The organism is Fusibacter sp. A1 (genome assembly GCF_004125825.1).
Taxonomy (GTDB): Bacteria; Bacillota; Clostridia; order Peptostreptococcales; family Acidaminobacteraceae; genus QQWI01.
In genome coordinates this window covers 35047-54807 of record NZ_QQWI01000015.1, presented here as the reverse complement: position 1 = coordinate 54807, position 19761 = coordinate 35047, and the positions used below count along the sequence as shown (strand labels likewise).

Sequence of the window (19761 nt, the reverse complement as noted above, 5' to 3'; positions counted from 1 at the left end):
CTCATCGAGCGTGCTTTTTATTTGTCCAGTAGGTCCTATTCTGATATGGGGCGAATCCTATCGTGTAGTAGAATTCCTGGCTCGATCCGACCATGCATCGTTTCGCACCAAGTGCATGACACCGCTTCATGCCTTCATAGATCGCCGCTCTGCACAAGCCCATCCTTCTGTAGTCGGGGTCCGTCGCCGCAGGTTCGATCACGCAGTAGTCGTTCTTCGGGTCATACCATAGTCCCGCATAGGAGACAAAGTCGCCGTCCGGGTTCATCACTGCAAACTTCAACCGGTTGTCGCTATGCGGACTCGAAAGGCTTACCCTTCTTTCTTCGATATCCTTGTCAGTGACCGGAGCCGGACCCTCGTGATTGAACCCCCTCCATAGCACTTGATTGTACTTGTACAGGTCATGGGTTTCATCAAGCGTGGTCACTATAAATCCCTCAGGAAGCTTATACGACAGCTGGTCAGGTACAATCTCCATCACCGAATCGGACTCCTTCTGCTGGGTGGCCATGAAGCCCTTGTTCATCGCTATGCGCTGCAGCTCTTTGACGTTGTCCGGTATCGCTACTTGTAGGACACCATCTTTGTGCAAGTGTTTGAGTGCGTAGTCAAACATCTCTTCCAGTAGATGATAGTAGTCGTTGTGCAGGTTGATAAAGACCGTACCCAAACCGTCTTCATAACAGGCAAGTCCGACAATCTTTCCTTCATCTTCCCAAATGCCGAACCTGAACAGGTTTTCCTTATCCTGATACGGCAGCGAATAGACCCATTCCCATCTCACCCAATCGTAATTGAGCGGAGAGACATCATTCAGGCCTAAATCCAGTAAAAAGTCCCTGACCTTCATGAAATCGTCGTTAAAGCCGAGTTCATGTTTATAGTTTCTACATGTGATCATCGCTATCACCTCCATCTTATGTTTCATTCTACCACTTTTTCTTCCATGCATTTCAGGAAAAAATGAATATAAGAGGTATCTACAGGTAGGGGGAACGTACTCAAAAAAAATCACACCCGTAATGGTGTGATTGTCAGTTACTGTACTTGATTAAGTTTTCCTCGACAATATCGTGCGTCATGACAGCCAGTTCCCTAGTGCTCAACTCACCCACTTCAACAAGGGGAGCGACGATAAGCTTGATATGCTGTTTTCTTATCTTAAAGGTCCCTTTGGGCATCAAGAGATTTCCGCCGATGATGGTCACCGGAAGAATTTTCGCACCCGATTTTTGAGCCAGTCTGAATCCACCAGGTTTAAAGTCGCTCATGCTACCATCCTCAGACCTTGTACCTTCCGGGAACAGACCTTGGGTGTAGCCCGCCTTGATTATTTCAACCCCCTCTGCCATGGTCTTCACAGCAGCTCTCGGATTACCTCTGTCGATAAACACGCAGTTGCTGTATTCAAGCCAAGAACCGACAAAGGGCAGCTTCTTATTTTCAATCTTGCTGATAAAGGTGACCGGTCGGCCTAAATACCCGCACAATAATGGGATATCGAATGCCGATTGGTGATTGGCGACAATCACTAGAGGCTCGCCTTGTGGTGGAAGGTTTTCCTCACCGATCACCTCGACCGTGCTTTTTGTGCAGTTGACGACAAACTTCGACCAATCATGCGATACCCTCGCTACGATCTCATTGCGTTCTTTGATCAGTCCTTTTTTTGTCAGACGTTTTACAACAACCAGGTCTCTGAGCATCCATGTCATATAAGCCGCTACTTTTATAGCGATTATCACTAGTTTCATCAATCTCTCCTACTCTGTCTTTTGTTCTATGCGAAGCGGATTTTCAAAGTAAAGACTTTGGCTTGGGAAGGCGAAATCGACACCTGCAGTTTCCATGATTGTCATGATCTCAAAGTTGATGCGTTCTTTGATTTCCAGATAGCGGTTCCAGTCGCTTGTCGCAGTCAGATACATGACTAGGATGTCGATGGATGACTCTCCGAAGGTATCCAGGTTCACATTGATGCTTTTAGTTATTACTTCAGGGTCCTTCATAAGCGTTTCCCTGATGTTTTCGATCACAATTTTAAGTGAATCCGCTTTTGTGCTGTAAAGGCAGCCGATATGCATTTTCACCTTTCGCTCGTCACGTTTTGTAAAGTTGACGATTGCGTTGTTGGAGATATTGCTGTTGGGTATGGTCACATATTCAAGTTCCAAGGTTCTGATCCGTGTAGACCTGAAGTTGATATCTTCGACCACCCCGTCTATACCGTTTGACAGTATCCTATCACCCACATCAAAGGGTTTATCAAAAATGATGGTGACACCGGCAAACACATTCTGAAGCGTATCCTGGGCGGCTAGGGCAAGCGCAAGTCCTGCAAGTCCAAGACCTGCGACAAACGTGCTGATGTCAAAGCCCAATAAATCAAGTATCAGAACACCTGCGAGTACCACCGTGCCCGCTCTAAAAATCTTAATGGTGAACGCCCGCAAAAGATTCGACCGCTTCACGTTCAATCGGTTTCCGATACCTGCGAACAGATGCCCGTAGAAGCCTTCCATCTTATAGACGCCATAAGCTACGAGTACGATAAAGAGTATCTTGAACACGAGTGCGATCATCAGGTTTGCGCTGATTGACAACGGCAGCGCCAAGACTGCGAAGTAGACCCCTGTAAATGTGATGAAATAATCCAGCGGTTTTTTAAAGGACGTGACCAGTATGTCGTCCCATTGGTATTTTGTTTTTTTTGCCATCTTGCTTATACGGTTGAAAATCCATTTGCTCACGAATTTTCTTGCGATGAAGGTCACCAGCAGAATTCCGAGGGCAAGCACCAGCTTTTGACCCCAAAGGTTCATCATAAACGCATCGTAGCTTCTCCAATATAGATCCCTGAATAGTGTCATATTCCTCTCCTATAGTCCGTGATTGTATAGTCTGCGTTTCTCCATCGACCAGACGGGCTCTGAAAACTCTCCCTTTGGCGTGTCCCTCACGGCCTTTCCGATATCATAGATTCTCGCGTCGATCATATCGATGTGGTGAAGCAGCTCGGCTTCTAGGAACATCGGTTTCTTCGGACTTCCGTATTCAGGGAAGTAATGGTGTGACAGCAGCATATGCTGAATCAGAAGAACGACTTCCTCATCGATATGAAGGCTCTTGCCCTTCTCTCCTATCAGTTGGATGCCGATCGTGATATGTCCTAAGAAATTACCTTCTTTTGTATACTCAGAAACAAGACCCAATGCGTTTGTAGCCATCTCATCGATTTTACAAAGGTCGTGTAGGATAATCCCCGCTTTTAAGAGATCCAGATTCACTTCTGGATAAACCCCCGCCATCGCTTTGCCGAGCTCGAGCATCCTATAGATGTGATACATCAACCCCGCCCTCACAGCGTGATGGTTGGATTTTGCCGCCGGGTAGAACATGAACTTCTCTTTACGTTCCACAATAAGCGCCTTTACAAGTCTTTTGATATCCTCATTCTTCATGGCGTCAATTGCCGCAAAAATATTGTCATAAAGGATTTCCGCTTTTATCGGAGCAGAAGGCACGAACTTTTCTACATCCAGATCGTCCGATGGGTTGATCGGGCGGTACTTATGGACGCTAAGCTGCTTTTGACCCTGCCAGCTGTTCACCTTCGCGGACACCTTGATGATTTCGCCTTCTTTGAAGATCGTCAACAGGACAGGTTCTCCATCCCATATTTTTGCGTTGATCTCACCGGATGCGTCCATAAGTGTGGCATCCATATATTTTTTCCCTGCAGCTGTGTTTTTGATTGCAGACTGCTTTACTAAATAGTATCCTTGGATTTCTTCTCCAACTTCAAATTGTTCTATCGTTTTAAACATAGTACACCTCTCTTATCACTATATTGTAGCACATGTTCCTATAATTTTGCCAACCATCGTTTTTATGTTTAATCTCTTCCATTTGGGATATGTTTAGTATAGGTGTAATTATGACTTAGATTGGAGCGTGAGATGAGAATTTTAGCGATCTTTACCGAACGAAACTATAAAAAGACACTTCGTCATTTTTGTCATGAGTCGGGGATATCCTATGACATCCTGGAACCTGATGAAATTGAGGATATCGACACCTCAGCCGATTTTGACGCTGTAATTCTCTGTGCCTATTATCCGGATGACTCCGTCCAACTGATTGCTAAGCAGCTATTTGATAAATTACCGGCTTTGGCAAACTCCAAAAAACTGATGATTCAAAACAATGAGTCCGATATCCTCCTTGAAGGGTTCAAATCGCTTAGCGATTACCATATCGAACAAGATCTGGCTTCAGCCTTTTCCTTCAACAAGCCTACTTCACAAAAAACATTGCTCTTCATTTCGGATGATAGATTGCTGCATGTGATCATCAAAGACTTATTTAAAGGCTCTACCATAAAATTACTAGAGGCAAATGATGGCTTAAAAGGATATAATGTATATAAGGAGCATCATCCAGATCTGATTCTCACCGATTTGGACATGCCTGGACTTAATGGGTTTGAACTCTTACAGAAGATCAAACTGGACGATGCGGACAAAAACACGAACATCGTGCTCTATTCAAGCACATCGGATGAGTCTACGATTATGAAAGCCTATGAGCTTCATGCAAAGGGGTACTTGATCAAACCGATAAAACCGGACCTACTAAAAAGCAAGCTTGTCAAATACATGGCAAATTGACTTCAGTCATCATTGCGACACAAGAGGAGGAAAACATGCACGCCGATTTAACGAAATATATGGACCACTTACTCAAAATCGCACTGGACAACTTTGCGACCGACTTGCACCTTTGTGTCGGAAGCCCGCCTGCGATGAGAGTCAATTCAAGACTTAAACCGATTGAAGGCACCGAAAAACTGATGCCTCAGATCATGCAGGATCTCGCAAGACACTATTTGGACAACAAAAAATTCGAACAGCTGATGACGTTGAAGACTGTCGATATGTCGTATTCTAAACCCGATCTCGGACGATTCAGATGTAACTTCTACCTGCAAAGGGGTACGATAGCCCTGGCGATCAGGTCGCTTCCCCTTGAAATACCAGAACTTGATTCTCTTGGTCTACCCAGCAACACCGGGGAATTTTTAACAAAGTCAAAGGGGTTGATTCTTATCGCAGGCGCTACAGGAAGCGGCAAGTCCACTTCACTTGCGAGTATGATCAAACGGGTGAATGAAACTTATCAGTATCACATCACAACCATTGAAGATCCTGTTGAGTATCTACACCGCCACGATCGAAGTCTGGTCACACAAAAAGAAATCGGCAGCGACGCCATAAGCTTCGCTTCGGCACTAAGGTCGTCACTTAGGGAAGATCCCGATGTGATCATGCTGGGAGAAATGCGTGACCACGAAACGATCTCCATGACGCTCACAGCCGCCGAAACCGGCCATTTGGTGCTTTCAACCATTCACACCAATGGAGCTGTCAAGGCAATCGATAGAATTTTAGATGCATTCTCCACCGAACAGCAGATTCAAGTCAAAAGTCAGCTGGCGACAGTCCTTGAAGGCATCGTCTCCCAACAGCTGATTCCTAAAAAGGACGGCACGGGACTGGTGCTTGCAAGCGAAGTGATGGTCGTCACGCCCGCTGTTCGAAATCTCATAAGAGAAGGTAAGCATTATCAGATCAACAATCTTATTCAAAACGGCATGAGCCAAGGTATGCAATCACTTGAAAGAACTCTCGCGAAGCTCGTTTTAGAAAACGTCATCGACGAAACCGAAGCTAGGCTTAGAGTGAATGACCTTCAATTGTTTGAAACTTACCTCAGTATGTAGAGAGGAGCAATAAAATGAAATCGAATCAGCAATTTTCAAAAAACGAACTTATTATTTTTGCTAGACAATTAAGCCTTGTCATCGATTCGGATGTGTCGCTTTATGAAGGTCTGAAACTGATCAAGGAAAAATCGGACAATGAGCAGCTGGTCACTGTCATCGACTCGATGCTATCAGACATCGGGCAAGGAAAATCCTTAAGTGAGGCGATGACTTCTCAAAGTCATGCCTTTCCAGCCTTTATCGTCACGATGGTCAAAATCGGCGAAGAAAGCGGTGAGCTAAATCAGACGCTCACGCAAATAGCGGATACCTACGAAAAAGAAATGGAAACCTCCGCAAAGGTCAAGGCAGCCATCACCTACCCTATCATTCTATCGCTATTGATGTTTGGAGTGATTGTGCTGTTGGTGGTCGAAGTATTACCCATGTTCAACGAGATTTTGACCTCGCTTGGCGGCGATATGCCGGCACTTACACAGGTCATCCTCAACCTTAGCCTTTGGATTGGCGACTATATCTGGCCAATCGTAATCATTTTGGCAGCTCTTGCCGGTGGTGCTTACGCCTATGGCAGAACCGAGAAAGGCTCTGCGTTTTATGACCGTTTAAAATTCAAGATGCCTATCCAAAAACACATCATCTCAGCGATTACCGCTGTAAGATTTTCAAGAAACCTTGCGATACTGATTAGAAGCGGTGTGAATATCGGTATGGCCATGAAACTGATCACACCAATATTTAACAACACCTATGTCACTGAACGTGTCGAAGCGGCAGCAGATAGGATCAATCAAGGCGAAATGCCTGATAAGGCGATCGAATCGCTTCACCTGTTTCCTTGGGTGCTCATCAAGCTGTTTACCATCGCACAGTCAACCGGCCATATGGACAGCATGCTCGATAAGGCGGCAGACAATATGGAAAAGGAACTGGATTATAGGTTGGAACGTCTGACCACTGTGATCGAACCATTGCTCATCATTATACTTTCATCCATCGTCGGTATAATTTTGATTTCTGTAATTCTTCCAATCGTTGGTATCATGAACGCAATTGGATAATGGAGGTGCTATATGATGCAAAGGAAATATTTGCCTAGCACTCTTTCTCAGTTACTTACTTTGCCATTTGTTATTATTGTGATTCTCCTTTTAATCACTGCACTTGTCAATTATACTGATGCACAAGGTGCTAAAGATATGGAAACAGAGCGCATGACCATTGAAAAGTATGCCATCCAATGTTATGCCTCAGAAGGCAGCTACCCGCCGGATATCGACTATCTAGTCAAGAATTATGGTCTTATCCTACACCGCGATGACTATGTTTATTTTTATGAAGTCTTCGCGTCTAATGTCTTGCCTGATATCAGAGTCTTGCCGAACACAAAAGAAAAAGAATAGGAGGAATGAACATGAGCGGTAGAAGAAAAAACGTATCTATTGAATCATTCCTCGTCATAATCCTAATGATGATTTTCGCAACCGCCGTCTGTATTCTGATCGTTCAAGGTAGCGCTACTTTTGAAAGAGCCCTTGAGAAAAAAACATCAGAAGAGAACTTAAGGATCGCGATGTCATACATCAATATGTCGATCAAACAGAATGATTCTCTTGATTCTATCACCCTTACCCAAAACGCATTCAAAGACAGTGATGCGCTGAAGCTATCCCACGGTCAAGAAGAACAGGGACTAGTGACTTATATTTTTTACTATGACGGCTACCTGTACGAATGCTACACAGACACCAAGCCAAGTCTTGAGCTGAGCACACCCATTGTCAAATTGGACGGAATGACGATTTCTTCCGAAAAAGAAGGCGGATTGATTGTCATCACATACAATCATTTGCTGAATCACAAAGAGGTCGAAATTGATCAGCGAATTGCATTAAGGACGGGTGATTGATATGAAAAGAAAAAAACACTCTGGATTCACACTCGTTGAGGTTATCTTTTCAATTGCTCTTTTAAGCATTGTGAGTGTAGTCATACTCAATCTTTACATCGCCTCAGGCGAGCTTAACGACAAGGCTTTGATTCAGAACATGGCCTCTCTGATGGCTTCAAACGCGATTGAGGAAGTCAAGTCGACACCTAGGGACTTACCCGAGTCCATCACGCTTTATTATGATGAATACTGGGAATTGTCCGATATGAGTGCGGATGCTTCATACACCCTCAATTTAAGTGTCACAAAGGATGAAACCGTCTCCAAGCTGGTCTACCTGGATGTCATCGTCACTGATTCAGAATCCAAAACAATCGTCAACTTCAGTACAGGGCACTATCTTCAATCAGGAGGTGGTCAGTGATGAAGAGAAACCATAGGCAACAAGGGTCCACTTCGGTACTGGTGATCATCTTGATGGTCGTTCTAATCGTTCTTGGACTTGCAATATTCACCACGTCGCTTTCCAGTCTTCGACTGACCAATAAGAAGACACAGTGGATCCAGTCCTACTATGCACTAGAAAAGGACAGTTCACACACACTTGCTGCCATCGATCAGCTGGTAAGTGATATTTACAGCGCAAAAGAAAATCAGGCCGAGCTTACGACAGCGGTTGAATCATTACTTGACTTACAGCCGGGCGAGCTTGTCATCACAAACGAATCACCTGAAAAATATGATTTTGAACTCACCTTCAACATCAACTCTAAAGACGATCCACAGCAAAAGCACATCCTTATCACTCTTGGCGTCTACAGTCCTTCAGGGACTGCCCAAAAGCCGTTTGATATCGTCGTGTATGAGCAGTGGCAGGAAGATTTCGAATTTTACAATTTACCGGGATTTGAAGATCCGTTAACAACTCCAATCGAATTCAACCTACCTGAAACAGAAGAGGACAAATAAAAAAAAGGATCGCTTATTGCGATCCTTTTTCATGTGATTAATTGTTGATGCTAACGTTGAATTTCTCTTTCAGTGTAGCGATTTTGTTGAAGTAAGCTTCATTTTGAGCTTGTTGCTGAAGGTGTCCTTCGATTTGACCCTTAACTTCTTCAAATTTAATTGTAGACGCAGGGTTTTTTGCAGCAACTCTAATGATATGGTAACCAAACTGTGTTTTAACAGGTTCAGAGACAAGGCCGATTTCCAAATCGAACGCCGCTTGTTCAAACTCAGGAACCATCTGACCTTTGCCAAAGCTACCCAAATCTCCACCACGCTCCTTAGAAGGACATGTCGAGTATTTAGTCGCAGCTTCTTCAAATGTCAAACCAGCTTCGATTTCTTCTTTAATGCGAGTAGCTTCTTCTTCTTCTTTTACAAGAATATGGCTAGCTTGAACAGACGGAGCCTCTTCGAACTGAGCTGGATTTTCATTGTAGTATGCTTCCACTTTTTCAGAGTCCACAGACACTGTGTCTAGGAACTGACGGATCGCATAAGATTTTAAAAGATTTGCTTTCACAATCTCAATCTCTTTTTTATAGGCACTATCTTCATCTAACTTTTGTTCCAACGCCAATGAGTAGAACAATTCTTGGTTGATTAGTTCTTGTAGAAGTTGAGACTGTCCTTGTTCGCCTTGGAACTGAGCAGCTCTCTCAGGACCGATTGTTTGGATTAAGTAGTCTAAATGCTCACTTTTGATTTCGCGACCATCTACTACCGCTAATACTTTGTTTTCCATGGTTTCTTCCTTTCTTCACGTATTATTCACGTGTCTAGACTCGTCAACCATGATACCAAAGCCGCTCTTGTTTGTAAAGGGTTCGAACATTAAGAAATCTCAAAGCCCAACTTTTGAAGCACTTCTGTGAGCTTCTGGGTATCGATCGGTTTTACCGCATACGCTTCCGATCCCGATGAAAACGAAGTCATCACCTTGTCCGTATTGTTAAGCGCCGTCGTCATCACCACTTTTGTCTTAAATGCCTTTGGTAGGTTTCTTTCCTGCTCAAGTTTCCTAATCGTCTTAAGGGCCTTAATGCCATCCACCTCTGGCATCATGATATCAAGACATACCAAATCATAGTAATTCTTCTCTTCTAGCGCCATCAGAAAAACCTCTATCGCTTCCATTCCGTCCACCGTCACATCGCACTCGCCGAACTTCGATAAAAATTTGAACATAAACTTTCTGCTGACATAATCATCTTCCGCAATCAATATTCTCATGCTAAACCCCTTTCAATCCTTTTCATCTCATCGACAAGTTTGCTAAAAGTAACCTCCAATTTTACCTGATCCTCTTTTCTTGCATCCAACTCAAGCTTCAATGCCCAGGTTCTTACCGATCTGTCTCCCACGGTCGTCGCAAGTGTTTTCAGATAATGCGCCAAATCTTCCACATCACTGAACCTGCACTCCCTGATTGCATTTTCAATTTTGAGTGTATAGATTTTAAGCTCCTCATGAAATTCGTAGATCTCCTCGACAGATGCAACTGTTTCATCCAGCTCATAGGCCTTCTTGATTAGTGACTCAACAATATGGTTGGTGGTCGTTACGCGCTCGATGGTATTATAAAAGTGATTCAGATCAATGGGTTTGGCGATATATGCATCCATGCCGCTGCTTAAAAAGTGCTCTTGATCGTCTTTCATCGCATGGGCAGTCAAAGCGACAATCGGTAGATCTCTTAAATTGAGTGTATCCCTGATGTAGCTTGTGGCTTCAAGCCCGTTCATCACTGGCATGGAGATATCCATCAGGATGATGTCGAAGCTTTCCCGCTTGAGTGCTTCAATCACTTCTAGCCCGTTGTTTGCAATGACAACCTGATGTTTTTGCCGCTCCAGCAATCTCATGGCAAGTGTCTGATTGATCGGATCATCCTCTGCTAGGAGTACCTTGAGCACTTTTGAAGCGGTAGGAACCGCTAATGAGCTCACTTTTTTTTCGCTAGCACTCGACTCGACCTCTAAAAGAGGAATATCAAAGCAGAACACCGAACCTTTTCCGACCTCGGATTCAAAGCCGATCTGTCCGCCCATCAATTCAACAAGCTGCTTTGTAATTGTAAGCCCCAGACCGGTGCCTCCATACTTTCTTGTCATCGATCCATCCACTTGGCTGAAGGATTCGAAGAGCTTCTCATGATGTTCCTTGGCGATGCCGATACCCGTATCCGCAACCTCAAATCTTACTACTGCCGTATTGTGGTTCACTTCCTTTTTTTTCACCCTCAGTACGACTTCACCCTTATGGGTGAACTTCATCGCATTCCCCACCAGATTGTTAAATATCTGGATCAACCTGTTGCTGTCGCCCTTTACAACCTGCGATAGGGTCGGATCGATCTCATATCTGATATCAAGGTCCTTATTGAGGGCCTCAGTCCTTATCGGTGATAGGGTTTTTTCAATAATGTGTTTCAGATTGAACGAATGCGATTCCACAACTATTTTCCCAGCTTCGATTTTACTGAAATCCAGGATCGAATTGATGATTTTAAGCAAGTTCTCCGCTGAGGACCTCACCATATTCAGATTCTCACGTTGGTCATCTGTAATTGACGACATCAGTGTCAAATTGGTCATGCCTATAATGCCGTTCATCGGTGTTCTGATCTCATGCGACATGTTCGCTAAGAATTCCGACTTCGCCTTATTGGCGCTCTCTGCGGCCTCTTTTGATTTTTGCATCTGTTGAAGCACTTCCCTTTTTACAGATATGTCTCTGCTGACATAGATCAATGTCAGCTCATCATCCGCTTCTTTAAGAAGATTTCCAACCGATTCCAACCAGATGTATTTTCCGTCTTTTCTTTTCAACCTAAGTTCTGTAGAGAATGACTTTCCGCTTTCAATACGCTCGCGCATCTTGCTTCTTGCTTCGTCGGCATCTTCAGGATGTATGAAGTTAAATAGATTTTTTCCAATCAGGTACTCAGGAGAGTATCCCATCAGGTTCCAATGGGATGGGCTGGCATAGACTATGTTTCCACTCGTATCCACCTGTGTTATGGTGTCTATCATATTGTCCGTGATGAGCCGCAGCTTAAACTCATTCTGAATTAGGCTATCGGCGATTTCTTTTTGCTCAGTAACATCCTCAAAGACGCTCATCGCATGATTTATTCCTGCCATTTGAAATGGCACGACACTTAATCTAAACCATCTTTTGAGATGTCCGCCGGATTTATGTGCTATTTTAAAGGCTACTTCCTCGCCTCTAATCGCTTCCTGCTCTATGAAGGCTCTTTCTATATGGAACTTCATCGCACAGTCTGTACAATCTACTCCTTTACTGCATAACTCACTTTTTGTTCCGCAGCCGATCGCCTCACCAAAATGCTTTCCGAGGACGTCTGCCGTTCCAATATCAAATAGCTCGATAGCCTCGCGGTTCACTTTGGTTACCGCAAGGTCTTCGGTCATGATGATTACCCCAAGGGGTAAGCCTTCGAAGATGGTATTGAGATTTTCACGTTCTTTTTCCAGTTGCGTCTCCATATCAATCTGTTTGGTCATGTCGACAAGCGCAACTAGATAATAGACAGTGGAACTATCAAAAACAGGACTCAAAACCACTCTGAAATGGCCCTTATTCCCATTTGTATCCGTACTGATATTTTTTCTAAAGGCTTCGGATTCCAATAATCCGTTTTCAACTTCATGCCTTTTAAGACTTGTCTCAAAAGGAGCCAGATCAAACAGACAGTTTCCAATAACCGCCTCCTTGTCAACATCAAACGACTTTAAGAAGATGCCGTTGGCACTCTCGACGACGAACTCCTCGTTGGTGATCACCAGCGCCTCCATGCTCTGCTTGATCGCCTCAGAATACAGATGCAGTCTTTTTTCAGATTCTCTTATCCGGTTGATATCCCTAAAGACCACTACGAGTCCTACCAGGCCTCGTCTGTTTACTTCAAGCGGTGATAGTGTTGCTGAAATGTATTTCATATTTCCTTCCTGGTCCAGCATCATGGCATCACGATGAAGTCCGAAGGGGTGATTTTTCTGCTTCATACGGTCTAAGAAATAGTCTTCACAGTAACACTCATTGGGATTGATGATATTGAATACCCTATTGAAGTCCACTTCTTGAATAGAACCGAAATACTTGGTGATCGACCTTGCCATCTGATTCATGTATTCGATCTCACCGCTGAAATTGGCTACAATTACTCCGTCTCCTAGCGCTCCTAGGGTCGACTGGACAAAATCCACATTCATCCTATTGGATTTGTCCGTATCCATCTTCTTACCGAACTTCATCTTCGATACGTCCTCTAAGAGTTTTGGATCGTCGATCCTGAAATACACCGGATACGAGGTGATTCTCAGCACATTGACAAGCTCCTCATTATAATTTTCAGTGCAGTTTTCTGTAAACAGCATGATTTGGGGCAGGTTGATTTCGTCAAGCATCGTATAACAATCTATATCTATGACGTCGATCAGGACAATACCGAAGTAGGCAAGCCACTCATCGATTCGCTCACTCTCTTCTGAACCGACTATATTCACTTTTGTCGCAATCTTGTCTTTCTCCAGCTTATTTAGAAAATCAAGCGACAGATTCCGATCATCGGTTATGATTAACAATTTCAAATCATGTATCATAAATTACCTCACAAGTTCCGTTGTTCTTGCAGCAATTTTTCAAAAACTTCGTTCCATACATTTTTAGCGGTATAGAGGGTACTTTAAGTCAAGTAAATCACTTTCTGTATATCGATGGCTGAACATACTCAAAAGGCGCGATATTCCTATCGATCGTCTCTGAATGTCCGATTAGCAGATATCCACCAGGGAGTAGCTGATCATAAAAGCGTTTGATAAGATCCGCCTTGGTCTGAGCATCAAAATATATCATTACGTTTCTACAAAATATCACATGTAGCTTCGACTGAAAGGGAAAACGCTTCATCAGATTGATTCTTTTAAAGATCACATTCTTCTTCAGCAGCGGCTTTACTTCGTACCCTTTTTCAAGTCTGTTGAAATACATCAATTTGGCCTTATTATTTAGGTTTTCCAGTGTTTCCTTACGGTAGACCCCTTTTCGCGCCTGACTCAATATTTCTGCAGAGATATCGGATGCCAGAACTTTCGCATCCCACATGAACCAGCTTTTTTCGAAATATTTGTGCATGACCATCGTGATGCTATAGGGCTCTTCACCGCTCGAACACCCCGCACTCCATATCCGAATGTCCTTTCTGCTTTCACGACTCTCAAGTTCAGGCAGGATCACCTCCTGCAAATAGTCAAAGTGCTGTTCTTCTCTCATGAAGTAGGTATGATTTGTTGAGATTCTGTCAATCAGATGATTCAGCTTATCTCCATCCGCATCCTCTTTCAGATAGCTGAGATAATCGTCGTAGGTGGTAAACTTAAGCTGATTCAACGTCTTCATCATCCTGCTCATGACTAGCGTTTTTTTATGTTCGGCTAAGTGAATACCTGACTTCAGTTTTATATATGCTCTTAGCTCCTCAAATGCCTCATCGGATAAAATATGATCATTCATTATGTCCCATCACTTTTTCAGTTTTCAATAAAAGGGTATATCCTTCTTCCGTTTTGCCAACGCCAAACAAGTACTCATTCACTTGACCCTCCTGATAGTTGGGAGCATCCGATATTTCACTGATTGCAAAGGTTTTTACTTCGTTGATCCTATCTACGATCACACCTAAGGTGGTCTCTTCCTGTTCAATCACGATGATGCATGTCCTATCGTCAAATGTCTTTTGAGTTCTATTGAACTTGATACCGATATCCATCGTGGGTATGATTTTTCCTCTCAGATTGATGAGCCCCTTCACATAATTCGGCTGTTTAGGATAATAGGCGATCTTTTGCATACGAATAATGTCTCTGACATCCTTGATGTCAATTCCATACTCCACTTGATCTATCTCAAATGTCATCGCTTTGATCACTTGCTCATCCCTTAAGTTGTCGGTACTTTCCGATACTAGTCTATCCGTCATTTCACTCACCTCACATAAGACTCGTAGGATCCAGAATCAAGGTTATTCTGCCATCTCCAAGAAGCGCACATCCGGATACGCCTTCGATGCTCTTCATATACCTAGGTATGCGTTTCACTACGAGCTGTTGCTCGCCGATGATCTGATCTACAAACAACAATTGCTTTGTCGTATCGTTTTCTATCATGACGAGTATGCCCTTTTCAATGTCTTTCTGAGCGCCTTCAATCTCAAATTTTTCATAGAGTCTGACCACAGGCACACATTCCCCCCTGATCATGATCATTTCTCTATTTGAATTGTCTTTAATGAGCTGATGCTGGGTCACTCGCATCGATTCGCTTATCGAGTTGATGGGTAGCGAAAAGATCACGTCTCCAGATGCGATCATCATCCCTTCGATGATTGCAAGCGTCAGTGGAATCTTTATGGTGATTTCGGTTCCCTGACCTAGGGTGCTGTCAATCTGGATAGTTCCGCCAACCTCTTCGATATTTCTTGATACCACATCCATTCCCACACCGCGTCCAGAAAATTCGGTGACCTGATCATTTGTCGAGAATCCAGGCGTGAACAGTAGTGGATAAACCTCCTTGTCCGAATAGTCTTCTTTAGCTCTTGTCAGCAATCCGACGGCTTGGGCTTTTGACAGAACAGCTTCTCTATCAATGCCTTTTCCATCATCCTTCACTGTAATGTACACGCTGCCACCTGACTGCTTGGCGTCTAGATACACCGTCCCCTCACTCGGTTTATTCGCTTGGGTGCGATGTTCGGGAAGCTCGATTCCATGGTCGATCGCGTTTCTTATGATATGCATCAGCGGATCCGCGATATGCTCGCTCACATTCTTATCCACTTCTGTCTGTGCGCCGTTGATACTCAGATTCACCAGCTTGCTTGTTTTTTTGGTCATGTCCCTGACCACGCGATTCATCTTTTGAAACGTCAGTTCCAAAGGAACCATTCTCATGCTCATCACCACATCTTGAACCTCTTTGATGATGAACCGGTGCTGTCTTGCAGCCTTTTCAAAGCTTTCAAGGTGTAGGTCGATCACTTCTGGATTTCTAGTGAACATGGATTCGGAAACCACCAGTTCTCCCACAAGATCCATCAGTTGATTCACTTTATTGAGCGAGACGGTAATAAAACTTTTGGAAATCTGTTTTTCCTTGGCTTCGATGCCAGTCTGTTGTTTTCCATTGATTGAAGTGTTCTCCACTCCTAGATTTGATACCTCTTCAAGATGCTTTTCTTCGCTTATCTTACATTCCTTGTTGGCTTCAAAGGCGTCTTCACTGACTGGATGGGTTTGAATGGATTTTACAAAGGCCGTCGTGCCAAAATGCTGCTGAAGCGTCTCAAACGACTCCAGCGTGCTATAAAAAATGACAAATCCACTGGCTTTAATCTGTTGGGCGCAAGCCTCATTTTCGACGATGTCGTGTGGATAATAAATCTGTTCTTCCACCAAATCCTTCAGACCGTGGATAATCGAAAACGCCCTGACATTCTCGAGCTCACACCCCTCTTCAAAGTGGATGGTGGTCATGTAGTAACTAAGCCCCATCTTGGCCTTGCTATCGACACGCGAGACATTCCTTACCGGCGCGACAAAAAACCTCTCCACTTCTTCCTCTACTTTGGACTCGTAATTCTGGTTGTTTGACATGGACTTAAGCGATTCCAAGTAGTCCTTGATGGATCCGATCAAGGTGCTGCACGAGCCATCCACCTCTTTCATCTCACTTATCTTAGCGAGCTCCATCTTGAAGAAATCCACAGTTTCGAGCACCAGGTCGCAGATTATTGTGTAATCGCTGATCACTTTGGGCTTCACCTTTAAAAAATCAAACAGATCCTCAAGAGAGTGCGCCAAGTTTGCGACTTCGTCAAACATCATCATCATCGAATTTCCTTTGACCGTATGCATGATTCTGAAAATTTCATCGATGTCAGTTGACAAGTCGTTGTTGCTTTCGCTTCTCATGATGATTTTTTCCAACTTATCGACTAGCTGACCGGTCTCCACAAGAAACATCTCTTCCATAGGCTCTAACGATCTCTGATCAGACATTTAACTTTCTCCCTTCAATGCGCTGACTCTATTCAATATTTTTTCTATCTCATAGCCGGTAAAGGGTTTATTAGCAAACTCTGTGATACCGTGTCCATTGAGTTCTTCTACATTAATATCAGCGCTCACTGCCGAAACGACAACGATTCGCGCATTAAAATCTATTTTCTTTATCGCTTCAATCGCCCGGACGCCATCAAGCACTGGCATGTTGATGTCCATAAATACGATGTCCGGTCTGAGTTTCTTATATAAATCGATGGCATCCAAACCGTTTTCACCTTCTCCAGCAACCACGAAACCTAGGTTTTCAACTATTTTGACAAGCTGCTTTCTAATGAATCCGGCATCATCTACTATTAAAATTCGATTACCCATTTTATGCCTCCTTAAATGTTAATTGCATAACTATTTGATTTTTACCCAATTCACTCTAAAAAAGCGTTCCTATAAAGCCAAAAAAGGCACCAAAAAAACCAGATTTTCATCTGGTTTCTCATTAATCAACTGGTAATTCGATATTTATACATGTCCCCATTGTTAAATCCGTCTTGATCTGAACTCTACCGCCATGTATGTTTACGATGATATCATAAGCCATGCTAAGACCGACCCCTCTACCGATATCGTCATCAAAAGAATGGTTGGCCATCTGGTTCGACATCAGGTTCTCCTTCAGCTTCTGAGGTATCTCCAAACCGTTGTCGCATATCTGAAGTCTTACAAAATCGTTTTTTACATCGCTTTTGATGCTGATCGCACCTAATCCCTCATCAAATTTTTCTTCAATCGCGTAGACCGCATTTAGGATGACATTGAGTATCACTTGATTAAGCTGGGATCCGTAACCAAGGAACAGGGGTATTGGCCTAAGATCGAGCGTGATCATCGCAGTGCTTTCAATGCGACTTCTCAATATGGAAATCGTATCGCTCACGCCCTTATTCAAATCGACCCAGTTTTTCTTTGTTTGCTGGTCCGCCCTTGAGAAACTCTTGAGACTTTGAATAATCCCCTTAGTCCTTGTCAGGCTCGCCTCTGTGTCGTCAAAGATGCTTTTTATATCGCTGATCATATAATTGAACTCAGGGCTATTGACGATCTCATACGCTTCGGGATTATAACTCTTAAGATTATTCTTTTGCAATAGTTTGTCATAAAGCGACATCCAGTACTGCGAGTACATCCTAAGTGTCGCCAGATTGCTCGATGCAAATCCCACAGGCGAACTGATTTCAAAAGCCACCCCGTCAGCCAGTTGTCCAATGCCGGCAAGTTTTTCTGATTGGGTCAACTGCACTCTGGTCTCCATCAGTTCCTCGTTTAATCTGAGTAGCTCCTTGTTCTTGGATTCGAGCTTCTCGTTCGCGCCCTTCAAATCCTTAAACAAGGACATGGATTTGATCGCAGCTTCAAGACGGGCGACCGTTTCAAGCTCTTCAATCGGCTTGCTGATAAAATCTGAAGCCCCCAGTTCAAAACACTGTTTTAGTGTCACTTGATCATCGAGTGAGGAGAACATGATTACCTTGATGTAACCTTCTTCTATCTTGGATGAGATCAGTTGCAAGACCTCTATCCCAGAAATCCCGGGCATGACGATATCAAGCAATATGATATCAGGTCTGAAGCGCTTGATTAGCTTCATGCACTCATCACCGTTTTCAGCCACTTCAAGTTGAACATCAGGAAAATTCAAAGCCATTAAGTTCTTCGTCTGCATTCGGATCAAACGACTATCATCTACAATTAAGATTTTCATTTCAGTCCCCTTACACCATTTAGCTGAAGTTTAAAGTTTCATATCTTTGGCAACCCTCTTTTTCAACGTGCTGATCACGGAATCATTTATTCCTAAGTAGGTCAGCACTTCTGGTCTTAACTCGACCTGAAACTGTTTTTCACTCATCATCGACCATGCGGTATGGCTTGCTACATGAACAAGTGATGTGATATCCTTATGCACCACCTCTTCAAACAGCGGATTTCTGTAGTGCATCGCCGCTTCGACAAGCGGATACGGCAGTTCCCACCAGTTTAGCAGATATCCGCCGAGCTGCTCGTGCGTGTGCCCGAGTATCTTGCTTTCAATCTGACAAATGTCGTCATCCGACTTATTCGCATGCTCGATCACTTCGATATATTGATTCTCGAACTTCGTGAGCATCATTACGATACCTATGCTGTGTAAAAGACCTACAGAAGAATTGATCATAGGCATTTTCTTATCATATATGATCTCATATAGCTGATTGACAAGTCTATTGGTCAGTCCAGCGTGTTTTGATAGCTTTTCCATACTATAAATGCCGGCAGTACTTGAAAATACGGCATTGCTTAATACGATATTCTTCACATTCAAAAGCCCTATGAACATGATCGCCTGCATGATAGATCCGGTTTTCGCACCGTAAAAGGCTGAGTTTGCAACACGCAGTATTCTCGAAGCGATCGCAGGATCCTCTTCGATCTTCGCAGCGATTACTTCAATCCCCAACTCATCCTGAATCATTTTTGAGATATCAGTAAATAATTTAGGAACCGTAGGTAGCTCATCCAGACTGTTGATTGCATTCAAGAGGGTACGATCGCTTAATTTCTCCTCTAGTGCGAAAAGATTTCTGACGATGTTGAAGATCTCATCGTTATCCCAAGGCTTAAACAGGTACATCTTGGCCAAATTTTCCTCAATCGCGCTAAAGATCTTCTTGCTATCCGTATATCCGCTAAGTGCCACCCGTAAAACACCCGGATGTTTTTTCTTTACTTCTTTTAATAGCTCAACCCCAGACATCTGCGGCATTCTCAAGTCTGTAATCAAGAGGTCGATTGATTGCTGGTCTAGTAATTTAAGTGCATCCAATCCACTCTCCATGAAGAATGTCTCATATTCTGAATTATGGAATAGGCGTTTTAGTGCTCTAAGTATTTGATTTTCATCATCGACGAACAGGATGTTCTTTTTCATAACGGTCTCCAATCTATGTAAT

The 19761-nt window shown here is 43.5% G+C and carries 20 protein-coding genes; 7 read left to right on the top strand and 13 right to left on the bottom strand.

Annotated features, from left to right (window positions below; all coding sequences use genetic code 11):
* Window position 1: 1 nt before the first annotated feature.
* The 4 genes from DWB64_RS17380 to DWB64_RS17365 all read right to left on the bottom strand — a co-directional run bounded on the left by DWB64_RS17380 (window position 2) and on the right by DWB64_RS17365 (window position 3830).
* Entirely contained in the window at window positions 2–931 is a 930-nt protein-coding gene (locus DWB64_RS17380) for a GNAT family N-acetyltransferase (protein WP_164980475.1), read from the bottom strand.
* A 106-nt stretch (window positions 932–1037) separates the two neighbouring features.
* Window positions 1038–1757 carry a 1-acyl-sn-glycerol-3-phosphate acyltransferase gene (locus tag DWB64_RS17375; RefSeq protein WP_129489488.1) on the bottom strand — a complete coding sequence of 240 codons (720 nt, stop codon included), beginning with the start codon at window positions 1755–1757 and terminating at the stop codon, window positions 1038–1040.
* A 9-nt stretch (window positions 1758–1766) separates the two neighbouring features.
* Window positions 1767–2873 (bottom strand): mechanosensitive ion channel family protein, encoded by a 1107-nt coding sequence (locus DWB64_RS17370; RefSeq protein WP_129489487.1) that lies wholly within the window; start codon window positions 2871–2873, stop codon window positions 1767–1769.
* Between the two features lie 9 nt (window positions 2874–2882).
* Entirely contained in the window at window positions 2883–3830 is a 948-nt protein-coding gene (locus DWB64_RS17365; protein WP_129489486.1) for a 3'-5' exoribonuclease YhaM family protein, read from the bottom strand.
* A 132-nt stretch (window positions 3831–3962) separates the two neighbouring features.
* Here DWB64_RS17365 and DWB64_RS17360 point away from each other — a divergent pair, with 132 nt between their 5' ends.
* From DWB64_RS17360 to DWB64_RS17330, 7 genes are read left to right on the top strand one after another with little or no spacing between them, the layout of a single operon-like run.
* The gene (locus DWB64_RS17360) at window positions 3963–4673 is read left to right on the top strand and encodes a response regulator (RefSeq protein WP_129489485.1); all 711 of its coding nucleotides are present in this window, start codon (window positions 3963–3965) and stop codon (window positions 4671–4673) included.
* Between the two features lie 35 nt (window positions 4674–4708).
* Window positions 4709–5785 (top strand): type IV pilus twitching motility protein PilT, encoded by a 1077-nt coding sequence (locus tag DWB64_RS17355; RefSeq protein WP_243118998.1) that lies wholly within the window; start codon window positions 4709–4711, stop codon window positions 5783–5785.
* Window positions 5786–5799: 14 nt separating this feature from the next.
* A complete protein-coding gene (locus DWB64_RS17350) occupies window positions 5800–6849 on the top strand; it encodes a type II secretion system F family protein (protein WP_129489484.1) in 1050 nt (349 codons plus the stop codon).
* A 12-nt stretch (window positions 6850–6861) separates the two neighbouring features.
* Window positions 6862–7191, top strand: a complete 330-nt coding sequence (locus tag DWB64_RS17345; RefSeq protein ID WP_129489483.1) for a hypothetical protein — start codon at window positions 6862–6864, stop codon at window positions 7189–7191.
* A gap of 11 nt (window positions 7192–7202) precedes the next feature.
* Window positions 7203–7697 carry a DUF4860 domain-containing protein gene (locus DWB64_RS17340; RefSeq protein ID WP_164980474.1) on the top strand — a complete coding sequence of 165 codons (495 nt, stop codon included), beginning with the start codon at window positions 7203–7205 and terminating at the stop codon, window positions 7695–7697.
* Between the two features lies 1 nt (window position 7698).
* The gene (locus DWB64_RS17335) at window positions 7699–8103 is read left to right on the top strand and encodes a prepilin-type N-terminal cleavage/methylation domain-containing protein (protein ID WP_129489481.1); all 405 of its coding nucleotides are present in this window, start codon (window positions 7699–7701) and stop codon (window positions 8101–8103) included.
* Window positions 8100–8648: a hypothetical protein gene (locus DWB64_RS17330; protein WP_129489480.1), complete on the top strand. Its 549-nt coding sequence runs from the start codon at window positions 8100–8102 to the stop codon at window positions 8646–8648. The genes DWB64_RS17335 and DWB64_RS17330 overlap by 4 nt, the downstream gene beginning before the upstream one ends.
* A 37-nt stretch (window positions 8649–8685) precedes the next feature.
* Here DWB64_RS17330 and DWB64_RS17325 read toward each other — a convergent pair whose 3' ends face one another.
* The 9 genes from DWB64_RS17325 to DWB64_RS17285 all read right to left on the bottom strand — a co-directional run bounded on the left by DWB64_RS17325 (window position 8686) and on the right by DWB64_RS17285 (window position 19739).
* Window positions 8686–9432 (bottom strand): peptidylprolyl isomerase, encoded by a 747-nt coding sequence (locus DWB64_RS17325; RefSeq protein WP_129489479.1) that lies wholly within the window; start codon window positions 9430–9432, stop codon window positions 8686–8688.
* An 89-nt stretch (window positions 9433–9521) separates the two neighbouring features.
* A complete protein-coding gene (locus DWB64_RS17320; protein WP_129489478.1) occupies window positions 9522–9920 on the bottom strand; it encodes a response regulator in 399 nt (132 codons plus the stop codon).
* Window positions 9917–13315, bottom strand: coding sequence for a PAS domain S-box protein (locus DWB64_RS17315; RefSeq protein WP_129489477.1), 3399 nt, complete (start codon window positions 13313–13315; stop codon window positions 9917–9919). The genes DWB64_RS17320 and DWB64_RS17315 overlap by 4 nt, the downstream gene beginning before the upstream one ends.
* Before the next feature lie 97 nt (window positions 13316–13412).
* A complete protein-coding gene (locus DWB64_RS17310) occupies window positions 13413–14225 on the bottom strand; it encodes a protein-glutamate O-methyltransferase CheR (protein WP_129489476.1) in 813 nt (270 codons plus the stop codon).
* On the bottom strand, window positions 14218–14691 hold the full coding sequence (locus tag DWB64_RS17305; protein WP_129489475.1) for a chemotaxis protein CheW: 474 nt from the start codon (window positions 14689–14691) through the stop codon (window positions 14218–14220). The genes DWB64_RS17310 and DWB64_RS17305 overlap by 8 nt, the downstream gene beginning before the upstream one ends.
* Before the next feature lie 10 nt (window positions 14692–14701).
* Window positions 14702–16771 (bottom strand): chemotaxis protein CheA, encoded by a 2070-nt coding sequence (locus DWB64_RS17300; protein ID WP_129489474.1) that lies wholly within the window; start codon window positions 16769–16771, stop codon window positions 14702–14704.
* Window positions 16772–17149: a response regulator gene (locus tag DWB64_RS17295; protein WP_129489473.1), complete on the bottom strand. Its 378-nt coding sequence runs from the start codon at window positions 17147–17149 to the stop codon at window positions 16772–16774.
* Window positions 17150–17270: 121 nt separating this feature from the next.
* Window positions 17271–18533, bottom strand: coding sequence for a response regulator (locus DWB64_RS17290; RefSeq protein ID WP_129489472.1), 1263 nt, complete (start codon window positions 18531–18533; stop codon window positions 17271–17273).
* Window positions 18534–18563: 30 nt separating this feature from the next.
* Window positions 18564–19739: an HDOD domain-containing protein gene (locus tag DWB64_RS17285; protein ID WP_129489471.1), complete on the bottom strand. Its 1176-nt coding sequence runs from the start codon at window positions 19737–19739 to the stop codon at window positions 18564–18566.
* Between the last annotated feature and the right edge of the window lie 22 nt (window positions 19740–19761).

What these genes read in the sequence shown, in the direction of transcription:
- DWB64_RS17285 (WP_129489471.1), bottom strand. Translation starts at nt 19,739, where the DNA reads ATGAAAAAGAACATCCTGTTCGTCGATGATGAAAATCAAATACTTAGA.
- DWB64_RS17365 (WP_129489486.1), bottom strand. Translation starts at nt 3,830, where the DNA reads ATGTTTAAAACGATAGAACAATTTGAAGTTGGAGAAGAAATCCAAGGA.
- DWB64_RS17335 (WP_129489481.1), top strand. Translation starts at nt 7,699, where the DNA reads ATGAAAAGAAAAAAACACTCTGGATTCACACTCGTTGAGGTTATCTTT.
- DWB64_RS17320 (WP_129489478.1), bottom strand. Translation starts at nt 9,920, where the DNA reads ATGAGAATATTGATTGCGGAAGATGATTATGTCAGCAGAAAGTTTATG.
- DWB64_RS17325 (WP_129489479.1), bottom strand. Translation starts at nt 9,432, where the DNA reads ATGGAAAACAAAGTATTAGCGGTAGTAGATGGTCGCGAAATCAAAAGT.
- DWB64_RS17315 (WP_129489477.1), bottom strand. Translation starts at nt 13,315, where the DNA reads ATGATACATGATTTGAAATTGTTAATCATAACCGATGATCGGAATCTG.
- DWB64_RS17380 (WP_164980475.1), bottom strand. Translation starts at nt 931, where the DNA reads ATGAAACATAAGATGGAGGTGATAGCGATGATCACATGTAGAAACTAT.
- DWB64_RS17295 (WP_129489473.1), bottom strand. Translation starts at nt 17,149, where the DNA reads ATGGGTAATCGAATTTTAATAGTAGATGATGCCGGATTCATTAGAAAG.
- DWB64_RS17360 (WP_129489485.1), top strand. Translation starts at nt 3,963, where the DNA reads ATGAGAATTTTAGCGATCTTTACCGAACGAAACTATAAAAAGACACTT.
- DWB64_RS17355 (WP_243118998.1), top strand. Translation starts at nt 4,709, where the DNA reads ATGCACGCCGATTTAACGAAATATATGGACCACTTACTCAAAATCGCA.
- DWB64_RS17375 (WP_129489488.1), bottom strand. Translation starts at nt 1,757, where the DNA reads ATGAAACTAGTGATAATCGCTATAAAAGTAGCGGCTTATATGACATGG.
- DWB64_RS17370 (WP_129489487.1), bottom strand. Translation starts at nt 2,873, where the DNA reads ATGACACTATTCAGGGATCTATATTGGAGAAGCTACGATGCGTTTATG.
- DWB64_RS17350 (WP_129489484.1), top strand. Translation starts at nt 5,800, where the DNA reads ATGAAATCGAATCAGCAATTTTCAAAAAACGAACTTATTATTTTTGCT.
- DWB64_RS17290 (WP_129489472.1), bottom strand. Translation starts at nt 18,533, where the DNA reads ATGAAAATCTTAATTGTAGATGATAGTCGTTTGATCCGAATGCAGACG.
- DWB64_RS17305 (WP_129489475.1), bottom strand. Translation starts at nt 14,691, where the DNA reads ATGACGGATAGACTAGTATCGGAAAGTACCGACAACTTAAGGGATGAG.
- DWB64_RS17340 (WP_164980474.1), top strand. Translation starts at nt 7,203, where the DNA reads ATGAGCGGTAGAAGAAAAAACGTATCTATTGAATCATTCCTCGTCATA.
- DWB64_RS17345 (WP_129489483.1), top strand. Translation starts at nt 6,862, where the DNA reads ATGATGCAAAGGAAATATTTGCCTAGCACTCTTTCTCAGTTACTTACT.
- DWB64_RS17300 (WP_129489474.1), bottom strand. Translation starts at nt 16,771, where the DNA reads ATGTCTGATCAGAGATCGTTAGAGCCTATGGAAGAGATGTTTCTTGTG.
- DWB64_RS17310 (WP_129489476.1), bottom strand. Translation starts at nt 14,225, where the DNA reads ATGAATGATCATATTTTATCCGATGAGGCATTTGAGGAGCTAAGAGCA.